This is a genomic window from Legionella sp. JM-2024 (genome assembly GCF_055389095.1).
Map to the genome: position 1 here is coordinate 1,162,569 of NZ_AP039388.1, position 20,314 is coordinate 1,182,882.

A 20,314-nucleotide genomic window follows, 5' to 3' on the forward strand; every position below is an offset into this window, starting at 1 on the left:
ATGACATTGGAATTGCTTTGGACTGATAAATGTTTTCTTACTTTGCTGGTAGTGAGTTTGTTTACTATTTTGCTAAGTCTTAGAAAACAACACATCAAATTGTCATTTTCCATTATTTTGCACAGGCCATTGGCAATCAGTGCGGGAATGGTGCTGTTGTTGTTTTTGACAATAGGAGTATTGGATTCCATTCATATTCAATCAACAAAGGGTAAGACTGAAAATACCCAATCTCTCTTGGATAAGATTCTCTCTCCAATAGGAAATGTTTATGAGAAAACTTATTCTGCTCCATTAGCTTTAACTCAATTTGTTAGTGAGACAAAGCTAATTAATGGAGTAACGACTCAGATTTATCCCCGATTAAAATATCCTCCCGCGTCTGTAAAGACTGAGGAAGATAAGTCAATGATTATTAAGTCAATTATAATAAAAGGCGCATTGTATGGTGCCTTAGTGATTTTGGGCATTTGGCTTTTCCTGGCTTTAATAAAATTTAGTCGTGGATACAAGAGTATTTTTATTTTAAGTTCTACTCAAACTAGCGCTGTAGTAACGCTTGGTGTGCTTACATTTGCTGTAATAATTGGCTATGGATTATCAAGATCATTTCATGTTTTTGGTACAGGGCAAATTGGGCAAGATATTTTCTATTTCAGCTTAAAAAGTATTCGAACTGGTTTAATTATTGGGACTCTAACAACTTTATTTATGTTGCCATTAGCTTTGTTCCTGGGTATAGGAGCAGGGTATTTTGGTGGGGTTATTGACGATATTATTCAATACGTTTATACCACGTTGAGTTCCATTCCGGGTGTTTTATTGATTACTGCTTCGGTATTGTCTCTGCAAACCTATATCGCGAACCATCCAGAGCAATTTACTACTTTGGCTAAAAGTGCAGACGCTCGCCTGTTAGCTCTTTGTTTGATTCTTGGTGTCACGAGTTGGACAAGTCTGTGTCGTCTTCTAAGAGCTGAAACATTGAAGTTGCGTGAAATAGATTATGTTTTGGCCGCACGTGCTTTAGGAAGTAATTGGTTTACCATTGTTCGCAAACATCTTTTACCTAATGTTATGCACATTGTTGTTATCACACTGGTATTGGATTTTAGTTTTTTGGTCTTGGCTGAAGCTGTTTTAACTTATGTAGGGGTTGGTGTTTCACCTTTAACTATAAGTTGGGGGAACATGATCAATGGAGCGCGCCTTGAGTTAGCACGAGATCCTATTGTTTGGTGGCCAATGTTTGCAGCGTTTTTGCTAATGTTTTTATTGGTTTTGGCTATGAATTTGTTTGCAGATGCCGTGCGGGATGCTTTTGATCCCCATCAGTCACATTTATAGGTAGATTAGATCCTGTGATTTGAGTTAAAGTTTCCAGATTATTCTAAACGAGTTAATCTCCCATGCGACAACGTTTTGTTCATTTAAGAGTACATACAGAATTTTCATTGGTTGATGGCTTGGTTCAGATTAAGCCTTTAATGAAGGCTTTACCTGAGCGGGGTATGAACTCGGTTGCTGTAACAGATTTTTGCAATTTATTTGCTGCAGTCAAATTATTTAAAAGTGCAGCAGATGCAGGTATTAAGCCTATTATTGGTAGTGATTTGCCTTGCCATGATTTGGAAAACTCAGATAATGTTTTCTCGTTGGTTTTATTATGTCTGGATGCACAAGGCTATAGAAATTTAACTTGTTTAGTATCCAAAGCTTATCAAGAAGGCCAATATCATGGCCAACCCAGAGTCCAATCCCAATGGATTCAAGATTATTCACAAGGATTAATTGCTCTCTCAGGAGGAATATTTGGTGATATTGGTCAAGCATTATTGGCCAATGATGACGTACTGGCAAAAAATCGTGCTTTGCATTGGAAGAGTTTATTCCCCAATCGTTTTTATTTGGAAATTCAGCGCACTGGGAGAGCAGACGAGCAGCACTATAACGAGAAGCTGATTGCATTAGCTGACGAGCTGCAATTACCTCTTGTTGCAACCAATGACGTACGGTTCATCAATGAGAATGATTTTGATGCTCACGAAGCCCGAGTATGCATTCATGAAGGTTACACGTTGGCCGATCCCAGGAGGACTCAACAATACAGTTCTCAGCAATATCTACGTTCAGCAGAAGAAATGGAGAGTTTGTTTTCCGATCTTCCCAGCGCGATTCAAAACACGGTGGAAATTAGTAAACGCTGCAATGTTAAGCTCGAGCTGGGACACAATTATCTCCCTAATTTCCCTATACCTGATGGATCAACCGTAGAGGAATATTTATCACATCTTTCTGAGACAGGTTTAGAGGAACGCTTAAAACAGTTATTCAAAGGCAAATCAGAGGAAGAATTGCTTGCTGTCAGAGGGGAATACGACGAACGTCTTAAAATTGAGCTGGATGTTATTAATAACATGGGTTTTGCTGGTTATTTCCTGATTGTGGCTGACTTTATACAGTGGGCCAAGCAGAATGGAGTCCCGGTAGGACCAGGCCGGGGTTCAGGTGCCGGTTCGTTGGTGGCTTATGCACTCAAGATTACAGATTTGGATCCTTTGGAATACGAATTGCTGTTTGAACGATTTTTAAATCCTGAGCGTGTGTCCATGCCTGATTTTGATATTGATTTTTGCATGGAAGGTCGTGATCGAGTTATTGAATATGTGGCAGAAAAGTATGGTAGACAGAGTGTTTCCCAAATTATTACTTTTGGTACTATGGCTGCAAAAGCAGTAGTCAGAGATGTTGGGCGTGTTTTAGGTCATCCTTACGGTTTCGTTGATAAATTAGCGAAATTAATTCCTTTTGAGTTAGGTATTACCTTAAGCAAAGCGATGGAGCAAGAAGAAGAACTCCGTCAGAGGTACGAAGAGGAAGAAGAGGTAAAGGAATTATTTGATCTTGCTTTAAAATTGGAAGGAATTACTCGTAATGCAGGAAAACATGCTGGAGGAGTTGTTATCGCACCTTCTCAACTGACTGATTTTACAGCGATATATTGTGAAGAAGGTTCGACTCAAATTGTTAGTCAATTTGATAAAGACGATGTTGAAGCGGTTGGATTGGTCAAATTTGACTTTTTAGGTTTAAGAACATTAACTATTATCGATTGGGCTTTAGCTACGGTAAACAAGCAATGCGAAATGGTAGGATTACATCCAGTTGATATTAGTCAAATACCAACGAACGATGAAGCCACTTTTGATTTGTTAAAGGCGTGTAAGACCACAGCAGTATTTCAGCTGGAATCTCGTGGTATGAAGGAGCTGATTAACCGGCTTCAACCGGATTGTTTCGAAGACATCATCGCGTTGGTTGCTCTATTCAGGCCAGGACCTCTTCAGTCAGGAATGGTGGATGACTTTATCGACCGAAAGCATGGTAGATCTCGGGTTGATTATCCTCATCCAGACTTGGAGCCAATTCTTAAACCCACATATGGAGTCATTTTATATCAGGAACAAGTGATGCAAATTGCACAGGTGTTGGCAAATTACACCTTAGGTGCCGCTGATTTGTTACGACGTGCCATGGGCAAGAAAAAACCGGAAGAAATGGCAAAGCAAAGAGAGATCTTTACTCAAGGATCTGTAGCGAGAGGCGTCGATGAGCAAGTGGCAACCCACATTTTTGATTTGATGGAAAAATTTGCTGGCTATGGGTTTAATAAGTCGCATTCCGCTGCTTACGCTTTGGTAGCCTATCAAACTGCCTGGCTAAAAGCACATTATCCAGCAGCCTTTATGGCTGCTGTGATGTCTTCAGATATGGATAATACTGATAAGGTCGTTACTTTTATTGATGAATGTGCGCATATGAAATTGCAGGTATTACCTCCCTCAATCAATCATTCCATGTACCATTTTACTGTGTCAGATGAAAAGACAATTATTTATGGTCTTGGAGCTATTAAGGGAGTAGGTGAGTCTGCTATTGAGTGTATTACGCATGAACGAACCCAAAATGGTCCTTTTGTGGACTTATTCAGTTTTTGTCAAAGGCTGGATTTGCGCAAAGTGAACAGACGCGTCATTGAAGCTTTAATTAAGAGTGGCGCTTTGGATGAATGGAAAATAGAAAGAGCTGTATTGACAGCATCTTTGGAAAAAGCGTTAAAAGTTGCTGAAAAGGAACATCAAAATCAATCGAGTGGGCAGTTTGATTTATTCTCACTTTTGGAAGATAGAGCCAATGAGCAAGATTATGTAGAGTGCAAATCCTGGCCAGAGGCCCAACGATTAGAAGGTGAAAGAGAGGTTTTAGGGTTTTATCTCACCGGCCACCCTGCCGATCAATATAGACGTGAATTGGGTGATTTTATCGTTCCTGTCAATCAATTAAATCCATCCTTACATAAAAAAGCAATGATTTGTGCTCAGGTAGTTGCTATAAGAAAAATAATTACCAAACGAGGTAAGAAATTAGTAATTATTGGAATGGATGATGCCACTGGCCGGATTGATGCCGTGGTCTTTAGTGAGATTTTTGAACAGTTCACTGATTCACTAACAACTGGGGACATGTTGGCTATTGAGGGGGAGGTAGCTATTGATGATTATAATGGTGGTAATAAAATGACTGCCAGTCAGCTTTTAAGTATTTCTTCAGCTAGAACGAAATTCGCTCGTTGTCTGGAGTTGTGTTTAAATCAAAACAGCATTACGGCCCTTCCTGCCATTCAGTCCTTATTAAAAAATTATTCAGGACGTTGTGCTGTTCAATTAGCTTACGCGAATGATTTTGCTAAAGCCCATTTAAATCTCAGTCAGCAATGGTTTGTCACACCAAGTGATGAATTAATTGGCTTATTAAGAAACCTTTTAGGGGAAGAGCAGGTTGTGATGCGTTATTAGATCATAGAACTTTATCAAAGATCTGATTTAATTTGATCATTCACTAAATACTGCGAACAAGTCCTGATAGTTCTTCAGAAAATTTACGGCCTGCTGACAGTCTATCAACTGTCCACTTACTGCGCATAAAGCGCAGTAAGTCGGGGATATAAGGCATTGTCAACAAACTCTAATCAACGAAGTGATTCTTAAAGTAATTACTATGCTGATTTAATGAGTTAGACTCAAAGTTTCTGTTGAAGTGCTTTCTTCGCTAATCTTTTGCTCTTGAAGTTTCAATTGCGCTTTTAATTCATTAATGAGTTCAATAGGCAATTGAACCCCACCATCAGGGATAGTCACTTCTTTTCCATTGATAAACAGTTTGCCTTCCTCAGTGATTTCTACTGATTGTTGTCCTTCTTCTGTTTTTAAATCAGAGTTTGGTGTGTATTCTATGACTATGCCATTCATTATACACTTGCCATCGGCAATACGAATACCAGTCATCTGAGAAGTATTAGGATAGTTGCTGTAATAATTCATAATAGTGGCGCTGGCTTTCCATAACAGTCTATAGGCATAGTCCAAAGGCATACCAATACCCATTCCAACTCCCTGTCCGATTATGCCCATTGTGGTTCCTAAAACATGAGCTAAACTGATGCTGAAAAAAGCAGTGACTAATTTGCTCGCTATAACCTGAGAGAATAATGCGACGCCCATTGGACCAGTCGTACCGAACATTAATAAGGTGCTTCCGACCATAGTGGTGATTTGGAGTTTTGTCGACATCGCCTTGGAAGATTGACTAATGACATCGCCTCCGAGATAACCAATGGTTGCTCCTGTATAAGAAAAAGCCGCACCAAACAAAGGTTGGGTAATGGATGTGATTGGGTAATTTGTGTAAGGATTGGTAGATACTTTTTTGATGCTGACAGCACTTACAAATTTTGAAAAGTCATTCCATTCCTGCTCAGTAAATGGTGTCATCTTTGCTTTACGCAAAGCGGCATTGGCGTCGCTGAATGCAGATAAGGAAGAATTGATTACTCTATTTGCCGCTAAAAAGCATATTTCCTTGTCTTCCTCATCCAGGAAATTGGTATCGGTGATGCCCAAATCCTTATTGATTAATCGGTATAATGCGGAGTTGTTTTTAGGAGATGAAACTTGTGATTGAACAAACAAACAAGCGGCAAGTACAACTCTGGATGCGGTTAAATTGGCTTCCCATTGCTCAGGGGTTGTAATTTCTTCCTCTTTAGCCAGATTAGCTCTAAGGACTTCGACCATTTTTTTTATAAATTTGGTTTGTTTATCCCGGGCTATGACATCGGTGCCCCCAAATAATGTTGGTACACCAATTAAAGAAGGGGGTTGATCCAAGTCCACTTTTCTTTCTTTTTGGTAGTCATCGCGTAAAAAGTTAAGGCTGGTAAGAGCTCCGGCTGGTAGAATATAGCGCATAAAAACCTCATATCCCTTGAAAGTTTACTCGTGTATTTTTTATCTTACTGGTTCGTTGGTTAAATGCAATCTTATTTGATTAATTTTTACTAAATTGTTGCAATCTCATGAAGGGTTCGTTTTTATTTGCAGTTTAACCCTTTGAAATGATGATTTTTTTTGCGATTATGATATTTTTAGACTAAGGTTATCTATGTTAATCTTATAGGGTATCAATTCAATTTAAAATTAGAACAAATCCATGTCCTGTAGCCAGAGTGAGGCGGTCATTCATATGTAGATTATGAATGACAAAATGTTTTGGTTGTTTTTGAGAAAAGGGTCGATTTGTATGATGGAATTAGCAAATAAAATCATCAGGGTAAGTTACATGGATAAGTTATACCGGTATTTTTTACTTCTGCGCGTATCGCACTGGAGTAAAGCGATTTTCGTGATGCTTGGTTTTATTTATACTCCTGTCCCCGGGTATTTGTTCCCAGCTTTATTAGCGTCATTTTCTTTCTGCCTTATTGCAAGTGCAGTGTATATTTATAATGATATCCAGGACAGGACTGAAGACAGTTTGCACCCTTTTAAATGCAACAGGCCTATTGCCAGTGAGCAGGTTACTGTACTTGATGCGATTGTCATGATGTTTTTATTGATGGTTATCGGACTGGCTCTGGGTTGGCTCATTTCAAAAAAATTAGTGATAATTTTAGTTTTGTATTTGGTAATCAATCTCGCTTATAACCATGTTTTAAAATTAATTCCGGTTTTTGATGTGGCCTGTATTGCTTTAGGCTTTATGCTTCGAGTTTTGGCTGGAACGATAGGGATTGATTTGGACATATCGGCATGGTTAACTGTGGCAGCCACTTTACTGAGTTTATTTATTGCTTTAAATAAAAGACAATTGGAAATGCAGTTGGGGTTAAAAAATTCAACTCGTAAGGTTTTACGAAGATACAATCCGGTTTTTCTGCAAAGACTTATTGTGATTACTGGAATAGCCTGCTTTGTTACTTATCTGTTTTACACTGTTTATGCAAGAGCTGAATCGTTCTTTTTCATTTTAACGTTACCGTTTGCGGCTATTGCTTTATGGCGCTTTGGTTGGCTTGCTACTCAGGATGTAGAGAATGATGATCCAGTCAATGTATTTTTAGGAGACCGATTATCTCGAATAAATCTGGGGTGCTTCGCTGTTTTGACCTTTATGGCATTGACTTGATGAGTTCGAAGTGGCGTTGGTATGACAGTGTATTCATCTTTTTATTTACTTATCTGCTGGTTTTACAAATCCAGGCCATATGGCCATTCACTATAGATGACATGTATATTTCTTTGCGGTATGCCAAAAATTGGGCTGCAGGAGATGGATTGTTATGGAATTTGGGTTTCGAACCAGTTGAAGGATATTCCAATTTCAGCTTTGTCGCTTTGGGCGCATTATCTATTGTTTTCAACATAAATCCAGTTTTTACTCTAAAAATTGCAGGATTTATTGGATTGCTTGCGACCTGTGTTTTCATCTTTCTTATCACCAGGTTTTGGTTTGCCAGGCGTGAGTCGTTGATTCCCTGTATTTGGTTTCTATTATATAAGGGGCAAATTATCTGGGCGGTTAGTGGTTTTGAAATGACCGTTTATCAAGCTCTCATTAGTGGTTCTGTCTATTTTGTTTTTCGCGGATTGGGTTACCATTTTTATCCCGATCCGCGAGGTTATCAGAAAATAAGTGGTTTTATCATTGCAGGATTACTTCTTTCTTTAGCTGGAATGACAAGGCCAGAAGCGCCAGCTTTAATGCTTTTGTTTTTTCTTTTAATAGCTTGTGATCGAAATCAATTATTGCAAAAGGAGCGTTGGACTGGAGTCTTATTTTTTGTAGCGACGATAGCCTTGGTATATCTGCCTTATTTTCTGTGGCGTTGGATTTACTATGGACTATTATTTCCGAACCCAGTGTATTGCAAAGGATTTAATGGAATATCCTATCTGTTGGATTTAAATTATCTTAAATTAATCTGGCCCTTTGCTGTCCTGGCTTTACCGGCTTGTCTTTATGCCCAGGACAAACGGCATTATTTTTTATGGTCTCCCAGCATCATTTATTTATTAATGCTTTTGAATGCTGATCCTGTCGTAGCTTTTGACAATCGATTGTTCCTGCCAGCATTTGTTCTTATGTTACCTCTGACGTTAAATGGCATAAGTCACATTTTATCAGGCTATTTCAAAAAAAGAGATAATTACTTTTTAGGCGCTTTATATGTGACCGCGTTCTTTCTGGCATTACTATTTATACCCCGTATGTCACTTGCTGATTATCGCTATTTTAGTCAGAACCCTATCCAGGGAGAGCAATTAAGAAAAAGTGTTGTTCAATGGTTAAATACTCACACGAAGAATCAAGACAATGTTGTATTAGCGGACTCTGGTTTGATACCGTTCTTGAGTCGCTTAAATTTTATCGATTCATACTGTTTGAATAACAAAGAAATGGCTCAATTCCCGGTTATGACGAGATATGAATTATTTTGTCATCAGATATTAGAAGAAAGGCCTCAGATAATTATTTTGACTTCTCTAATCAATAAAGGGGAAGTCATTTATACTCCCAGTGATGCTTGTTTAAAACCATTACTTACTCAGCATAAAAACTATAAATTGCACAAGATTTTTACTACAGGTAGTCCTGGTTCTCAATATAGATATGAATTGTTTACTAATTTTTGATGCGAGCGAGTGTAACATAGTGTACCATTCTTTATTCATAAAGGATTACAAGCTGTGGTTCTTATAATGCAAAAAATAATGATATTAATAAAAAAATTCATTGCAAAATTACCAGTAATTTTATTTGATGCTACTGCAATACCCGTTGCCTGGTATGCCGCTTATTGGTTACGCTATAATATGCAACCTTATCCTGGCAACTTAGCCTCGGCTCACTCTTTTGTTGCTTTAGCGTTATTATCTATTGTACAGCTCAGCTGTTATTACTATTTTAAAATTTATAGAGGTTTATGGCGTTTCTCTTCTATTAATGATGTTATCCGGATATTGAAGGCTACTGTAACCGCTATGATTTTAGTAATTCCGGTTTTTTATTTAACTTCAATTCTCCAGCACATACCAAGATCAGTATTTCCTTTGTATTGTATTATTTTAGCTACCATTCTTTGTGGGGGCAGATTGACCATTCGTCTACATTGGGATAAACCTGGCAGGAGGAATAGGTCAGTAGAAACTAAAAGAGTATTAGTTGTTGGTGCAGGGCAGGCAGGGGAAGGCCTGGTGCGCGATTTGAAGAGAAGTAATCATTATCAGCCTATAGGATTTGTTGATGATAATATAAGCAAGAGAGGTCTGGAGGTTCATGGAGTTCGCGTACTGGGAACTACTATGCAAATTACTGAACTGGTAAATGAGTATTCAGTAGATTTGATTTTTATTGCCATACCCTCAGCCAAATCAGCAACCATGCGCAGGATCGTAACACTTTGTGAACAAAGCAATGTCCCTTTTAGCACTTTACCCAGTATTTCAGCGCTGGCTTCAGGTCGAGTAGAGGTCAATGCACTAAGGCCAGTAAATATAGAAGATTTGTTGGGCAGGGATCAAGTGACACTCGAATGGGAAAAAATTGCTCAATCAATTTCGGGAAAACGTGTATTGATTACAGGTGGTGGCGGTTCAATCGGCTCTGAACTGTGTCGTCAAGTTATGGCCTTAGAGCCTGCAAGCATCGCTATAGTTGAAAATAGTGAATTTAATCTTTATCGAATTGAACTGGAGCTACTAAAGACCTTTCCGGGTATTCCTGTTGAATTGAGTTTAATCAGTGTGACAGATGAAACAGCGATAAATCATTTGTTTCATCGTTTTCAGCCTGAAGTCGTATTCCACGCAGCTGCTTACAAGCATGTTCCTCTGCTCCAACATCAAGTAAGGGTTGCTGTTTTTAATAATGTAATAGGAACTCAGATTGTTGCCAAAGCAAGTGTGACTTATGGAACTGAGAAATTTATTTTAATCTCGACTGATAAAGCTGTTAATCCAACCAATATTATGGGAACTACCAAGAGAGTAGCTGAAATTTACTGTCAGAACTTGAATGACAGGGTTAGAACACAGTTTATTACGGTTCGTTTCGGCAATGTTCTTGGCTCAGCCGGAAGTGTTGTGCCTCTTTTTCAAAAACAATTGCAAGAAGGTGGTCCGCTTACAGTGACTCATCCCGATATGCAAAGGTATTTTATGACGATACCAGAGGCTTGCCAGTTAATTTTGCAAGCTATGGTGAATGGTGAAGGTGGTGAAATATTTGTTCTGGATATGGGGGAGCCTGTTAAAATCAGTTATCTTGCGGAACAAATGATACGCTTGGCTGGCAAAGAGCCAGGAAAAGACATTATGATTAAATACACAGGATTACGACCTGGTGAAAAAATGTATGAAGAATTGTTTCATGAGACGGAGCAGCTGACATCAACCAAACATGAAAAATTATTCAAAGCAAAATTTCGTGAGTTGGATTGGAATGATTTGACACAAACCATACGTATGTTACAAACAGCCTGTGTCGAATACCAGAATGACGAATTGCTAGTGTTGTTAAAAAGTCTAGTACCCGAGTTTCAATTGGAACCTATGGTTGAAGTTTAGGTGATGGACAAAATATAGTAATCAAGGTTGTATTATGGCAATTACTTATGATGATTTTGAAAAAGTAGATTTACGTTCAGGTACGGTAGTAAAAGTTGAAGAATTCCCTCGTGCGAAGAAACCTGCTTATAAAGTTTGGGTTGATTTCGGTGATGAAATAGGGGTCCTTCAGACCTCTGCCCAAGTCACAGTGCATTATACTCCTGAATCTTTATTAGGGCGCTCTGTGGTAGGGTGCGTTAATTTGGGTGAGCGAAACATCGCAGGATTTATTTCGCAATTTTTGCTTGTTGGCTTTTCTGATGGCAATGGAGCTATTAGTTTAATTACTACGGATCCCCAAGTGCCTAATGGCCAAAAGCTGCATTAGATTAATGATCTGTAGGTTTACCTAATAGACGCGCATGCGACTTTACCAATAAATTGAATCATGGGATACCACCGAACCAACAATATCAAGATAGACGTAAACCGAATTAGATGTGAGTCGTAATCCGGGAGCGTTACTGGAAATAAAGTCACGCATTACACGCCCCAGGCTAAGCTAATGCGAGACACAATTTTATTGAAAACTCAACGTTTCTTTTTGTTCTACCTGTAACCTTGCCACAGTCTTTTCAAGATTGTCTTTAATTTCAGTGATCGCATCGGATACTAAATCCACACCAGTTTGAACTGGTTTTAAAAATTGAGGTGGTGAACTTATGCCTATTAAACGAATAGTCCAAAGCGCCAGTGCTCTCAAAATATCAACTACTTTTGTAAGCATTGGGCGGTTATTCGATAACTTGGCCGCTGCTTCATTACCATAGAGACAACATTGATCGAAAAAGCCTTTTATATTTTCAGGAGTGATGTCTTCAATTAATTTATTGCCAAAAAATTGATTCTTGACTTGTTTAATATTTTGATAAAACTCCAGAATTATGGTATTTGCCGCCTTATCATCATCGGACTTGGAAAGCCTATTGATAATATTGTCGATTGTTTCAAAGGTTGGAATTCCAAAGCCCATAAAGTTTAATAATTTAATTCGCCCAGGAATTTTACTCAGAATTGATTTAGTCTTGTTGTTTATATATTCCTGGATTTGCTCAATGTTCATTTTAGCAAGGTGAGGGACTTGTTTATCCATGGAACGGCCAAGAAGCTGAGACAACTCAGATACGGCCTGGATTTGAAATTGATCTTGAGGATCTATTTCTTTAGCTACTTCAGCTTCAATAAGCTTAGATAGAAATTCTTTGCTGTGAAGAATATCAGAAAAATTTGTAATCTCTTTTTTCGCTAGAGAGTCTGTTATGTATTCTTGTGAATGAGGGAATGCTTTACATAACAATCGTGCATCACGTTGTTGAACGGTATATTGCAAAGCGGTTTCTGGATATAGCTTCAGTGCTTCAGAATAAATTTCTTCAATTTCTTTAACATCCAGACTTAATTTACCTGACTTAAATGTGCTTATGGCCTGTAACTCCCTATCTTCATTGATAAGGCAGTCGACGCTATTAAATAATGATTTGGTTAGTGAACCAGACTCTGAAAGCAATGATAATCGATCTTGTAAGGTCTTGTTTGCAAGTTTAGGAGCATAATAATTTATCAAACTTTGCACTAAATTTTTCTGGTCTTCTAAAGTTAAAATTCTTTCAAAGGGTGATTCTTCAGACTGGCCTTTTATATATTCCCTAAATAAACGATATTGATCATCAATTTTGTCGTTACCAATTTCCAGTAAATTCAATCCTAATTTGAACAATTCATTGATTTGGACATTCTCTTCTGTAATTCCATATTGAGCAATTTTCATTTTTAGCGCATAGGTTATCGCTTTTAGAAAATAGTTTTTAGGAGTTGCTGTGTCATTTTTAATGTAGTCTGTTAATCGATTCAGTTGATTGAGTGTTATGTAATAATCACTTTTCCATAAATCAACATGATTTTTCATCATCTCATACTGAGATTCAATCAAGTCAAATTTCATTTTAAAGGGACTAATCAATAAAACAAGTCGTTGCAATTCTTGCAAGATCAAAGATCTTCGGCTCAATACATCCAGATCATTAGGGCATTTTCCTGATTTACTAGCTTCTAATATTTCTTCAAAACGATAATTTTTCTCGGTCCATATCAACACATCTTGGTAATCTTCCCGTATTTTTTTTAAATTATTCTCAGGATCAATGTTTCGCATGCATCCGGCAATATAACCAATTTTTCCAACAATCTGACCGTGATACTGTTCGTTAGTTAATCCACCCATTTTAATTCCCATACTGACTAAAGATAATTAATTGAGCAAATAGTATCAATTAAGAGTAAACAACTCAAGGTAAAGTCATTAATAAATTTCTATTTCGTAAATTATGTATTGATTTCGTTAAGATAAATTGTTGCTTTGCAATACATTTAAATGTACCAATTTAGAACTTTAAATGGATTTTTTAAATTCAAAAAATGCAGGCCTTCCATTCAATAGGTTACTGACAGCTTATAGAATTAACTACATGAATAAAGCTTTTATCAATTCAAAAATTACTTAACATTAAGCTAATAGAAGCATCAGGGATTACTCAAATTCAGCTTCTCGAAAAAACCATACTCATATAATTCATAAAAAGTCTTGACTGAATAATTTCAATACTAAATAATGAATTTGATTGCATCATATTTTAGTCAATCTGCTATCTTTAATTTCTGTCTGATAGAAGGAATCTCTTACAATTATAAGGAGTGGCATTATGGTAAGTTTGGAACACATAAAAGATCTCATTACACAATGTAGAATGTTTGGGAAAGATGGACTTGATAATGGTGTTAATGGGGAAGTTCCTGAATTGGTGATTGATGTTGTTCCTCCTGAAGAGTTTTTAGGGGCAGGTGGTAACCCAGCCATTTTTGTAAACTCTAAAACTTACAAGCTGATGCGAACACATCATGAGAACTGGGTAGAAAATAGAACTATTGTCTTTAAAAGCTGTTTCCTATACCAACCAGTGATCAATATTATTGGTGCCATTATTCATGAAACTGGTCATGCTTTTAATGTAGCAGCCAAGATTCCCAATACAGAAACGAACGCTTACATTTTTGAAATTGAGGTGTTACTTAGATTATATCAAACTAAAAGTCCTCTATTATGTGGATGCACAGAAAAAGATTTGCAGTCTTATTTTAAATCGAGATTGCCTTATTACAATAAAAGTATCACTAATAGTGAATTTCTGGCAGGCCAGGTAAAATTAATAACAGAGCAATTTAAGCTTGATGAGGTACCGCTTTCAGAGAAAGGAAATAAAAAAAGGCCTTTGTTTTTTATTCTCAACCAGGGGCCAACCTTGTTTGCCAAGAATCAGGTTGTTGTAAAAGAGAAGGAGCCTTTGATGCCAAAAGTTGTTTTCACACCCGAATTAAAACTTATATTTTATAAATTAATCCACGAACATTTTAATTCGACTGAAACAATGTCTCGTAAACTGATGGCTTTAGTGTAACAATTTGGGCAGATATTTATTATCAATTTATTCATGGGGAGTGAAGAATTAATTCTAACACTCCCCAATAAAAGATTTTACAATTTAAAATCTACAGAGGTGGGAATAAATCCTGGAATTTTACACGGCTTTTCACATGCAAGGCCTTTTTTCTAACCTTGGATAAATCAAAAATCTTATAGATGATGACAGGTATTATAAAACTCACCACACCAATAATAAAAGATAATTTATATATGGGATCTTTATTGAATACCAGAAAAAATAGGGATGCGACCATTAAAATAACCGCAAGAATTCCAGTATAAGGTGAATATGGTGTCACATAGCGTAGATCTTTAATAGTATAACCAGCCTTGTATAAACGGTTTCTAAAGCTGATTTGAGCAATACATAAAGAAAGCCAGGCCAAAGTTCCGGTAAAACCTGATACTAATAATAAGGCGATATAGAGTGTTGTTTGACCAAAAAAGTAGCCTACACCTAAAAGAATCCAAACTCCAATAAGGGTCGCGATCACAGCATTTTGAGGGACGGAGTTTTGATTAAATTTGGCGAAGACATGGGGTGCCATGCCATCGCGTGCCAGCGCATTTAATGAGCGAACAGCACCATAAAATCCGGAATTTGCACAGGATAGGGTTGCTGATAAGGTTACAAAACTGGTTACTGCCCCAGCCCATTTCAAGCCATAGAAATTAAGTGCGTCAGCAAACACTGAATTGGACAGGCCAGCTTTTTGCCATGGGAAAATTAAAACCAGGCAAAATACTGGAATGATGTAGAGAAATAATATTCTGAAAGTAACGTTGCGAATGGCGTGAGGGATCATACGAGCTGGATTTTCAGATTCTCCTGCTGCAAGCCCTATGATTTCGGAGCCTTGATAATTAACCAGCAAAAGAACCATGGCTGTCAATAATGACATCACTCCATTAGGTAACAGGCCGCCATCACCCAATAGATATTTGAACCCTATTATGCCGGGAGGCTCTGAGCCATGAATGAGACCAAAGAAAATTAATATGGCCAGGAAAACAAAAGCCAATAATGAGATAATTTTGATTAATGCAAGCCAGAACTCAATTTCACCGAATGTGTCCACTTTGGCAAGGTTTACATAAGTAATTATTAGCCCAAAACAAATCACCCAAATGTAACCACTAACCCCAGTAAACAATTCCATTATAATTCCGCCAGCGACACATTCTGCAGGGATGTAAGCAACCCAGGTAATCCAATAAGACCACCCGACACCACAAGCTACTGAGGGAGAGATAAAATCGGAGGTATACGTAACAAAAGAGCCAGAAATCGGAATAGCAACTGCTAACTCACCCATACATAGCATGGTTAGATAAATGATTAGACCGCCTAATAAATAGGCAATAAAAACAGAAGGGCCAACAAGGTTAATGACTTCCCCAGTCCCTAAAAAATATCCTGAGCCAATAATTCCACCTAGTGCAATGAGTTGAACATGGCGATCCTTTAATCCACGTCTGTAACCACTGTCTTTAATGGGCTTCGATAGGGTCGAAATACTAGTCTTCACAGGCTGTTTTTTCTCACAAAGTTAGTAAAAAATAATAGAGCTAATGTTATATTTATCCATATAAATTTAAAACTGCTCCAGATTAAAAAATATTTTTTTCATCTTCTACTGAACCATCATTTTCTCTCTATGTGAGTAACGGAAATGATGCTTCAAAATAAAAAAATTTTGCGTTTATAGCATAAATTTTGAACTTTTAAAAGAAACAATTTCTATTAATTTTTTAATTTTTTCATAAGCCCCCATTTTTATAAAAAACTGAGGGTGTGTCATGGCAATTCCGTTTTTAAAATTATCAATGATATTGATGTACTGTGTCTTGTTTCTCTGAAATTTTGACAACAAGTTTTTATAGTTGTTGGCAGGTTTAGTATATTAAGTGCTCTAAACTTATTATCATCTCTTGTGCAATAAATCGTCTACGAATATTGTCATCCCGAGTGCAGCGAGAGATCTCCCAGCACTGGCATCGTTCTGACAACCCCCTGGAGACCCTACAAATCCTCATGTCTCAAGTCTGAATGGAAAGGAACATTATCAACTCGGAACAGCATCAATATTGATCTCCGTGCTTTTTATTTTTTTTATTTGAATATTAAATTCTTCTTTTGACCAAAGAAATCAACTAATGTAGGATAAATGCGTTATGAGTTTGTAGTTAAGGAAAGACTATGTATCGATGGATCGTTTTTGCTTGTATTTCTTTGTTATTCCCTTTTTATACTTACGCCGATAAATCCGAATGCATCAATCATCATTGTATTGCAGTCATTGATGCCGGAAGTTCCAGCTCGCGATTACATATTTATGCTTATGATTTGGATGAAACAAATACCCCCATTGAAATTAAGGAAATATGGAACCGAAAGGCAGTACCTGGATTATCTACTATTGAGCATGAGCACAAATCTGTTGCTGCCTACATGGAGAAATTATTCTCAGATGCTCCAGCTGTTTTGATGCCGGTTTATTTTTATTCCACCGCAGGTATGAGGTTATTACCTAAAACACATCATAGAAATGTGAATCAATTAGTGGCTGACTGGTTTGACAGGCAATATTATTGGCGACTTGTAACGGCAAGAACGATTTCAGGCGCTGAAGAAGGAGTTTTTGCCTGGATTGCAACCAATTATCAACTAAATCTGTTTAAACAAGATTCCCACCCTTTGGCAGGAGTAATGGATATTGGTGGAGCCTCAGTCCAGATAGTGATCCCAATTTTAAATTCATTAACCGCTAAAGAGAAAGACACGGTTTCAGTTAATTTATATGGAAAGCAATACACCGTCTATTCGAACAGTTTTCTTGGACTAGGGCAAAATGAAATGGGACATCAATTTTTTGATTTAAAATTCTGTTTCCCGGAAGAATACGAATTGCCAAGCGGGCGATTAGGACATGGTGACGCCTATGCGTGTAAAGATGAAATAGCTATTTTGGTCAATAGTGTCCATTCAGTAAGCAGAAAGGTTAAATCAGTATTGGCATCCAATCCCATCGAAAAATGGTATATTTTAGGTGGCATCACCTTTATGCTCAACGACAAAATATTTTCCCTGGACAACCACTATTTTACTAATCGTGAACTGGTTTCTTTTGCAGATGAAAATATTTGCCATCAAAAATGGACAACCCTTGAAGAAATGTACCCTGATAACTTTATGGTCTTCAATTATTGCATGCTGCCATCTTACCTTTACGCCCTGATAGTCCATGGCTATGGACTGAAGAGTTACCAGAAAGTTAACTTCATGCCAGCGAGCAAGAATGTCGATTGGACCATAGGGGTAGTATTGCAACATAAGCAATCTTAAGTATACTTTCCTTTATGCCGTTGTAGCTCAGTTGGTAGAGCAATTGATTCGTAATCAAGAGGTCGGAGGTTCGACTCCTCTCAGCGGCATAGTAAAATCAATGAGTTACAAATAGAAAGTTAAAAATTGAAAAAATTTGGTACCGTTTTTGGTACCTGTTTTGAAATGTAATTAATAGACATTAATTGATATCAAAATAATAACATGGGTATTCTGGTTCTTTCCCAATTAGGAGCAGCTTTAATCATTCGCAGAGCACCCTAACACGAACCCTATAATTTTCTAAAACCATAAGTTCGGTTTAAATGAGAACAAAATACAATATAAATGATCATTTTGTGAGTTTATATAGATCATAGTGTAAAAAAACACTCCTTAATATGATTGTCTTGGTGAAATAATAAAATTATAATCCAATACTGTTATTCAAGGATATTAATAAGGAGATGTTATGAACGTATATTATTCTAATAGAATTGATACCGACGAAGATAAGGATGAATATATGCCTTGGTAAATAAAGGAGATATAAGTATCTCCTTTTATAGTTTTATATTGATATGAAATTAGTTTTTAACAATGATGTTCTAGCGGTCATTGATGATTTCCTGGAGCAACCATCTTTTGAAAAAATTTGGAATTTTATTCAAACTGAAAAATTCAAGTTTGTTCACTCTTCTAAATGGGTAAATGCTTTTAGTCTTGAGGATGGATCTCCTCTATGGGGCAGCGTTACTATTTCTCATCCTAGGCCGGAAGCTTGCACAACAGAGCAAGTTTATCCTACAAACAAAACTATTGATTTATTTATAAATGAATTAATTGCAAGCTCCTCTGATTATTCTCATTTAATTGGTTTCAAGGATAGAGATTGGGATTTTTTCTATGCTAGACCATATCTATATCCTAGAGGATCAGGACTTTCTTGGCATACTGATGGTAAGTATAAAATTTCAGGAGCCTATGTATATTACTGCCATCCAATTTGGGACATAAATTGGGGAGCTGAATTACTAATAAATCCTACTCCTCAACTTGATTTCGATTATCCCGAAGTGACGTTAATCAACAATAAGAAGAAAAAAGTAGGATACCATATAAATAGCGCTGAATTGAATAAATATGCCGATGATGGAGTTGGATATTATATTGTCCCAAAACCCAATAGGTTGGTTATTTTTAAAAATAATATTCTGCACTGCATAAAAAAAGTAGAAAATGCAGCCGGTAATCATGTTAGAGCATCAATAACGGGTTTTTTTATGAGTAATGAGAAAATACATGAAACGAAAGAGGCAGAAAAAGAACATTCAATCTAAGAGTTATTTGTATTAGTTTAGTCCGGCCAACTTATTGATACTATCAATCTTAATATGCTTGGAATTATAAAATGAATTTAGTGCATGAAATCACACCTACACTAGCTCAGGAAAAAGTAAATTTTGTTATTTCGATACCCAACTCTGATGAGGCAGCCTTATCTAACTTTATTCTTAGAGAAGAAGATGTTCCTTATAATGAACAACCAAGTCATTATCAATTTAAAAAGTGGTCTGCTTGGTGTTCCGCCCATTTCTCTTCCTATTACTACTATATTAAGTATAAAAATGCTCTCTTAAGATGTAAGCAATTTTTGTATGACTTTGGACCTTTATCAACATTAGATCACGCTGCTCTATACGATCATTGGGTTTGGGAAATGAAACCCCACGTATTGAATCAGGAAAATATTTGCTGGATTGGTTATGATTATTCAAAATCGAAAACGTTAAGTTTTTTATGTTATGGGACTAATATTGAACTTCGTCTGCTTGAAGGAAATTTGAAGGACGAAGAATTTTTAGAACTTTGTAAATTTTTTTATCCTCTTTCATCATCAAATGAAATCTTAAAAAAGAGTTTTTTTGAACTATCCTATTGGTCACGTTACCGCAACTGCCTAGAAAATGCTTGCATTAATAGCAATGAATATAAACCACCTTCGAGTTTATGGAATTTAAGATGGCCAATGCATAATATCCTTAGAGGCAGCAAGCCGGATTGCTATATCAAGTACTCAAACCAACTTAACTTAGACTTTATTCCAGATAGCCAAATTATTTATGGTAATGAAAATCAAATAGAAGAAATTCAATTTGTCCTGTTTCCGAAGAATGGAAAGAAAAATCAAATGGTATGGTTTCGTGTTTTCAATAAAGCCTCTTTTCCAATAAAGAAGCCAGCCCTCTCTAGATTGCCTAGTATGAATTCATTTAGTGGCTATAGTAATTTTAATTTAACAGTTCTAAACCCGAAAAGTAGTATGATTGCGAGCAATATATACATTGCAAGTCTTAATAATTGTTATGGACCACATGATGTCCTTTGGTGGGATAATGAAAATGCTTATCTACTGCAACTAAGTGCAAGCGCTAATAACTCTATAGAGTATTTGAAGGTAATTTTTTGTCAACTTATAGAAGACAAATGATCCATAGATTTATG

Annotated in this window: 13 protein-coding genes and 1 tRNA gene; 11 read left to right on the forward strand and 3 right to left on the reverse strand. The window is 36.8% G+C overall.

Going from position 1 to position 20,314, the window contains the following annotated elements; genetic code table 11:
- Together ACZ5EK_RS05070 and dnaE are read left to right on the forward strand one after the other, a co-directional pair.
- Positions 1 to 1,347, forward strand: a complete 1,347-nt coding sequence (locus ACZ5EK_RS05070; RefSeq protein WP_464431744.1) for an ABC transporter permease — start codon at positions 1 to 3, stop codon at positions 1,345 to 1,347.
- A gap of 62 nt (positions 1,348 to 1,409) precedes the next feature.
- On the forward strand, positions 1,410 to 4,856 hold the full coding sequence (gene dnaE / locus ACZ5EK_RS05075; RefSeq protein WP_464431745.1) for a DNA polymerase III subunit alpha: 3,447 nt from the start codon (positions 1,410 to 1,412) through the stop codon (positions 4,854 to 4,856).
- A gap of 210 nt (positions 4,857 to 5,066) precedes the next feature.
- On the opposite strand, the gene ACZ5EK_RS05080 is transcribed toward dnaE, so the two are convergent.
- Complete coding sequence (locus ACZ5EK_RS05080; protein WP_464431746.1) at positions 5,067 to 6,308, reverse strand: type IV secretion protein Dot; 1,242 nt, start codon at positions 6,306 to 6,308, stop codon at positions 5,067 to 5,069.
- Positions 6,309 to 6,639: 331 nt separating this feature from the next.
- On the opposite strand from ACZ5EK_RS05080, the gene ACZ5EK_RS05085 reads away from it, so the two are divergent.
- The 4 genes from ACZ5EK_RS05085 (at position 6,640) to ACZ5EK_RS05100 (ending at position 11,334) form a co-directional block, all read left to right on the forward strand.
- Positions 6,640 to 7,524, forward strand: coding sequence for a decaprenyl-phosphate phosphoribosyltransferase (locus ACZ5EK_RS05085; protein ID WP_464431747.1), 885 nt, complete (start codon positions 6,640 to 6,642; stop codon positions 7,522 to 7,524).
- A complete protein-coding gene (locus ACZ5EK_RS05090) occupies positions 7,524 to 9,032 on the forward strand; it encodes a protein LphB (protein WP_464431748.1) in 1,509 nt (502 codons plus the stop codon). The genes ACZ5EK_RS05085 and ACZ5EK_RS05090 overlap by 1 nt, the downstream gene beginning before the upstream one ends.
- 66 nt (positions 9,033 to 9,098) lie before the next feature.
- Positions 9,099 to 10,964 (forward strand): polysaccharide biosynthesis protein, encoded by a 1,866-nt coding sequence (locus ACZ5EK_RS05095; protein ID WP_464431749.1) that lies wholly within the window; start codon positions 9,099 to 9,101, stop codon positions 10,962 to 10,964.
- A gap of 34 nt (positions 10,965 to 10,998) precedes the next feature.
- Positions 10,999 to 11,334, forward strand: a complete 336-nt coding sequence (locus tag ACZ5EK_RS05100) for a tRNA-binding protein (RefSeq protein WP_464431750.1) — start codon at positions 10,999 to 11,001, stop codon at positions 11,332 to 11,334.
- Positions 11,335 to 11,526: 192 nt separating this feature from the next.
- On the opposite strand, the gene ACZ5EK_RS05105 is transcribed toward ACZ5EK_RS05100, so the two are convergent.
- Positions 11,527 to 13,227 (reverse strand): Dot/Icm T4SS effector v-ATPase inhibitor SidK, encoded by a 1,701-nt coding sequence (locus ACZ5EK_RS05105; protein ID WP_464431752.1) that lies wholly within the window; start codon positions 13,225 to 13,227, stop codon positions 11,527 to 11,529.
- Between the two features lie 478 nt (positions 13,228 to 13,705).
- On the opposite strand from ACZ5EK_RS05105, the gene ACZ5EK_RS05110 reads away from it, so the two are divergent.
- Positions 13,706 to 14,458, forward strand: coding sequence for a hypothetical protein (locus tag ACZ5EK_RS05110; RefSeq protein ID WP_464431753.1), 753 nt, complete (start codon positions 13,706 to 13,708; stop codon positions 14,456 to 14,458).
- Between the two features lie 91 nt (positions 14,459 to 14,549).
- Here ACZ5EK_RS05110 and ACZ5EK_RS05115 read toward each other — a convergent pair whose 3' ends face one another.
- Complete coding sequence (locus ACZ5EK_RS05115; protein ID WP_464431755.1) at positions 14,550 to 16,013, reverse strand: amino acid permease; 1,464 nt, start codon at positions 16,011 to 16,013, stop codon at positions 14,550 to 14,552.
- A gap of 671 nt (positions 16,014 to 16,684) precedes the next feature.
- Between ACZ5EK_RS05115 and ACZ5EK_RS05120 the strand changes: the two genes are divergently transcribed.
- From ACZ5EK_RS05120 to ACZ5EK_RS05135, 4 genes are all read left to right on the forward strand, one after another.
- A complete protein-coding gene (locus ACZ5EK_RS05120; RefSeq protein WP_464431756.1) occupies positions 16,685 to 17,830 on the forward strand; it encodes a multidrug DMT transporter permease in 1,146 nt (381 codons plus the stop codon).
- A 16-nt stretch (positions 17,831 to 17,846) separates the two neighbouring features.
- Positions 17,847 to 17,919, forward strand: a tRNA-Thr gene (locus ACZ5EK_RS05125).
- A gap of 471 nt (positions 17,920 to 18,390) precedes the next feature.
- A complete protein-coding gene (locus ACZ5EK_RS05130; protein WP_011946062.1) occupies positions 18,391 to 19,149 on the forward strand; it encodes a 2OG-Fe(II) oxygenase in 759 nt (252 codons plus the stop codon).
- Positions 19,150 to 19,220: 71 nt separating this feature from the next.
- A complete protein-coding gene (locus ACZ5EK_RS05135) occupies positions 19,221 to 20,300 on the forward strand; it encodes a hypothetical protein (protein WP_011946063.1) in 1,080 nt (359 codons plus the stop codon).
- Positions 20,301 to 20,314 lie beyond the last annotated feature (14 nt).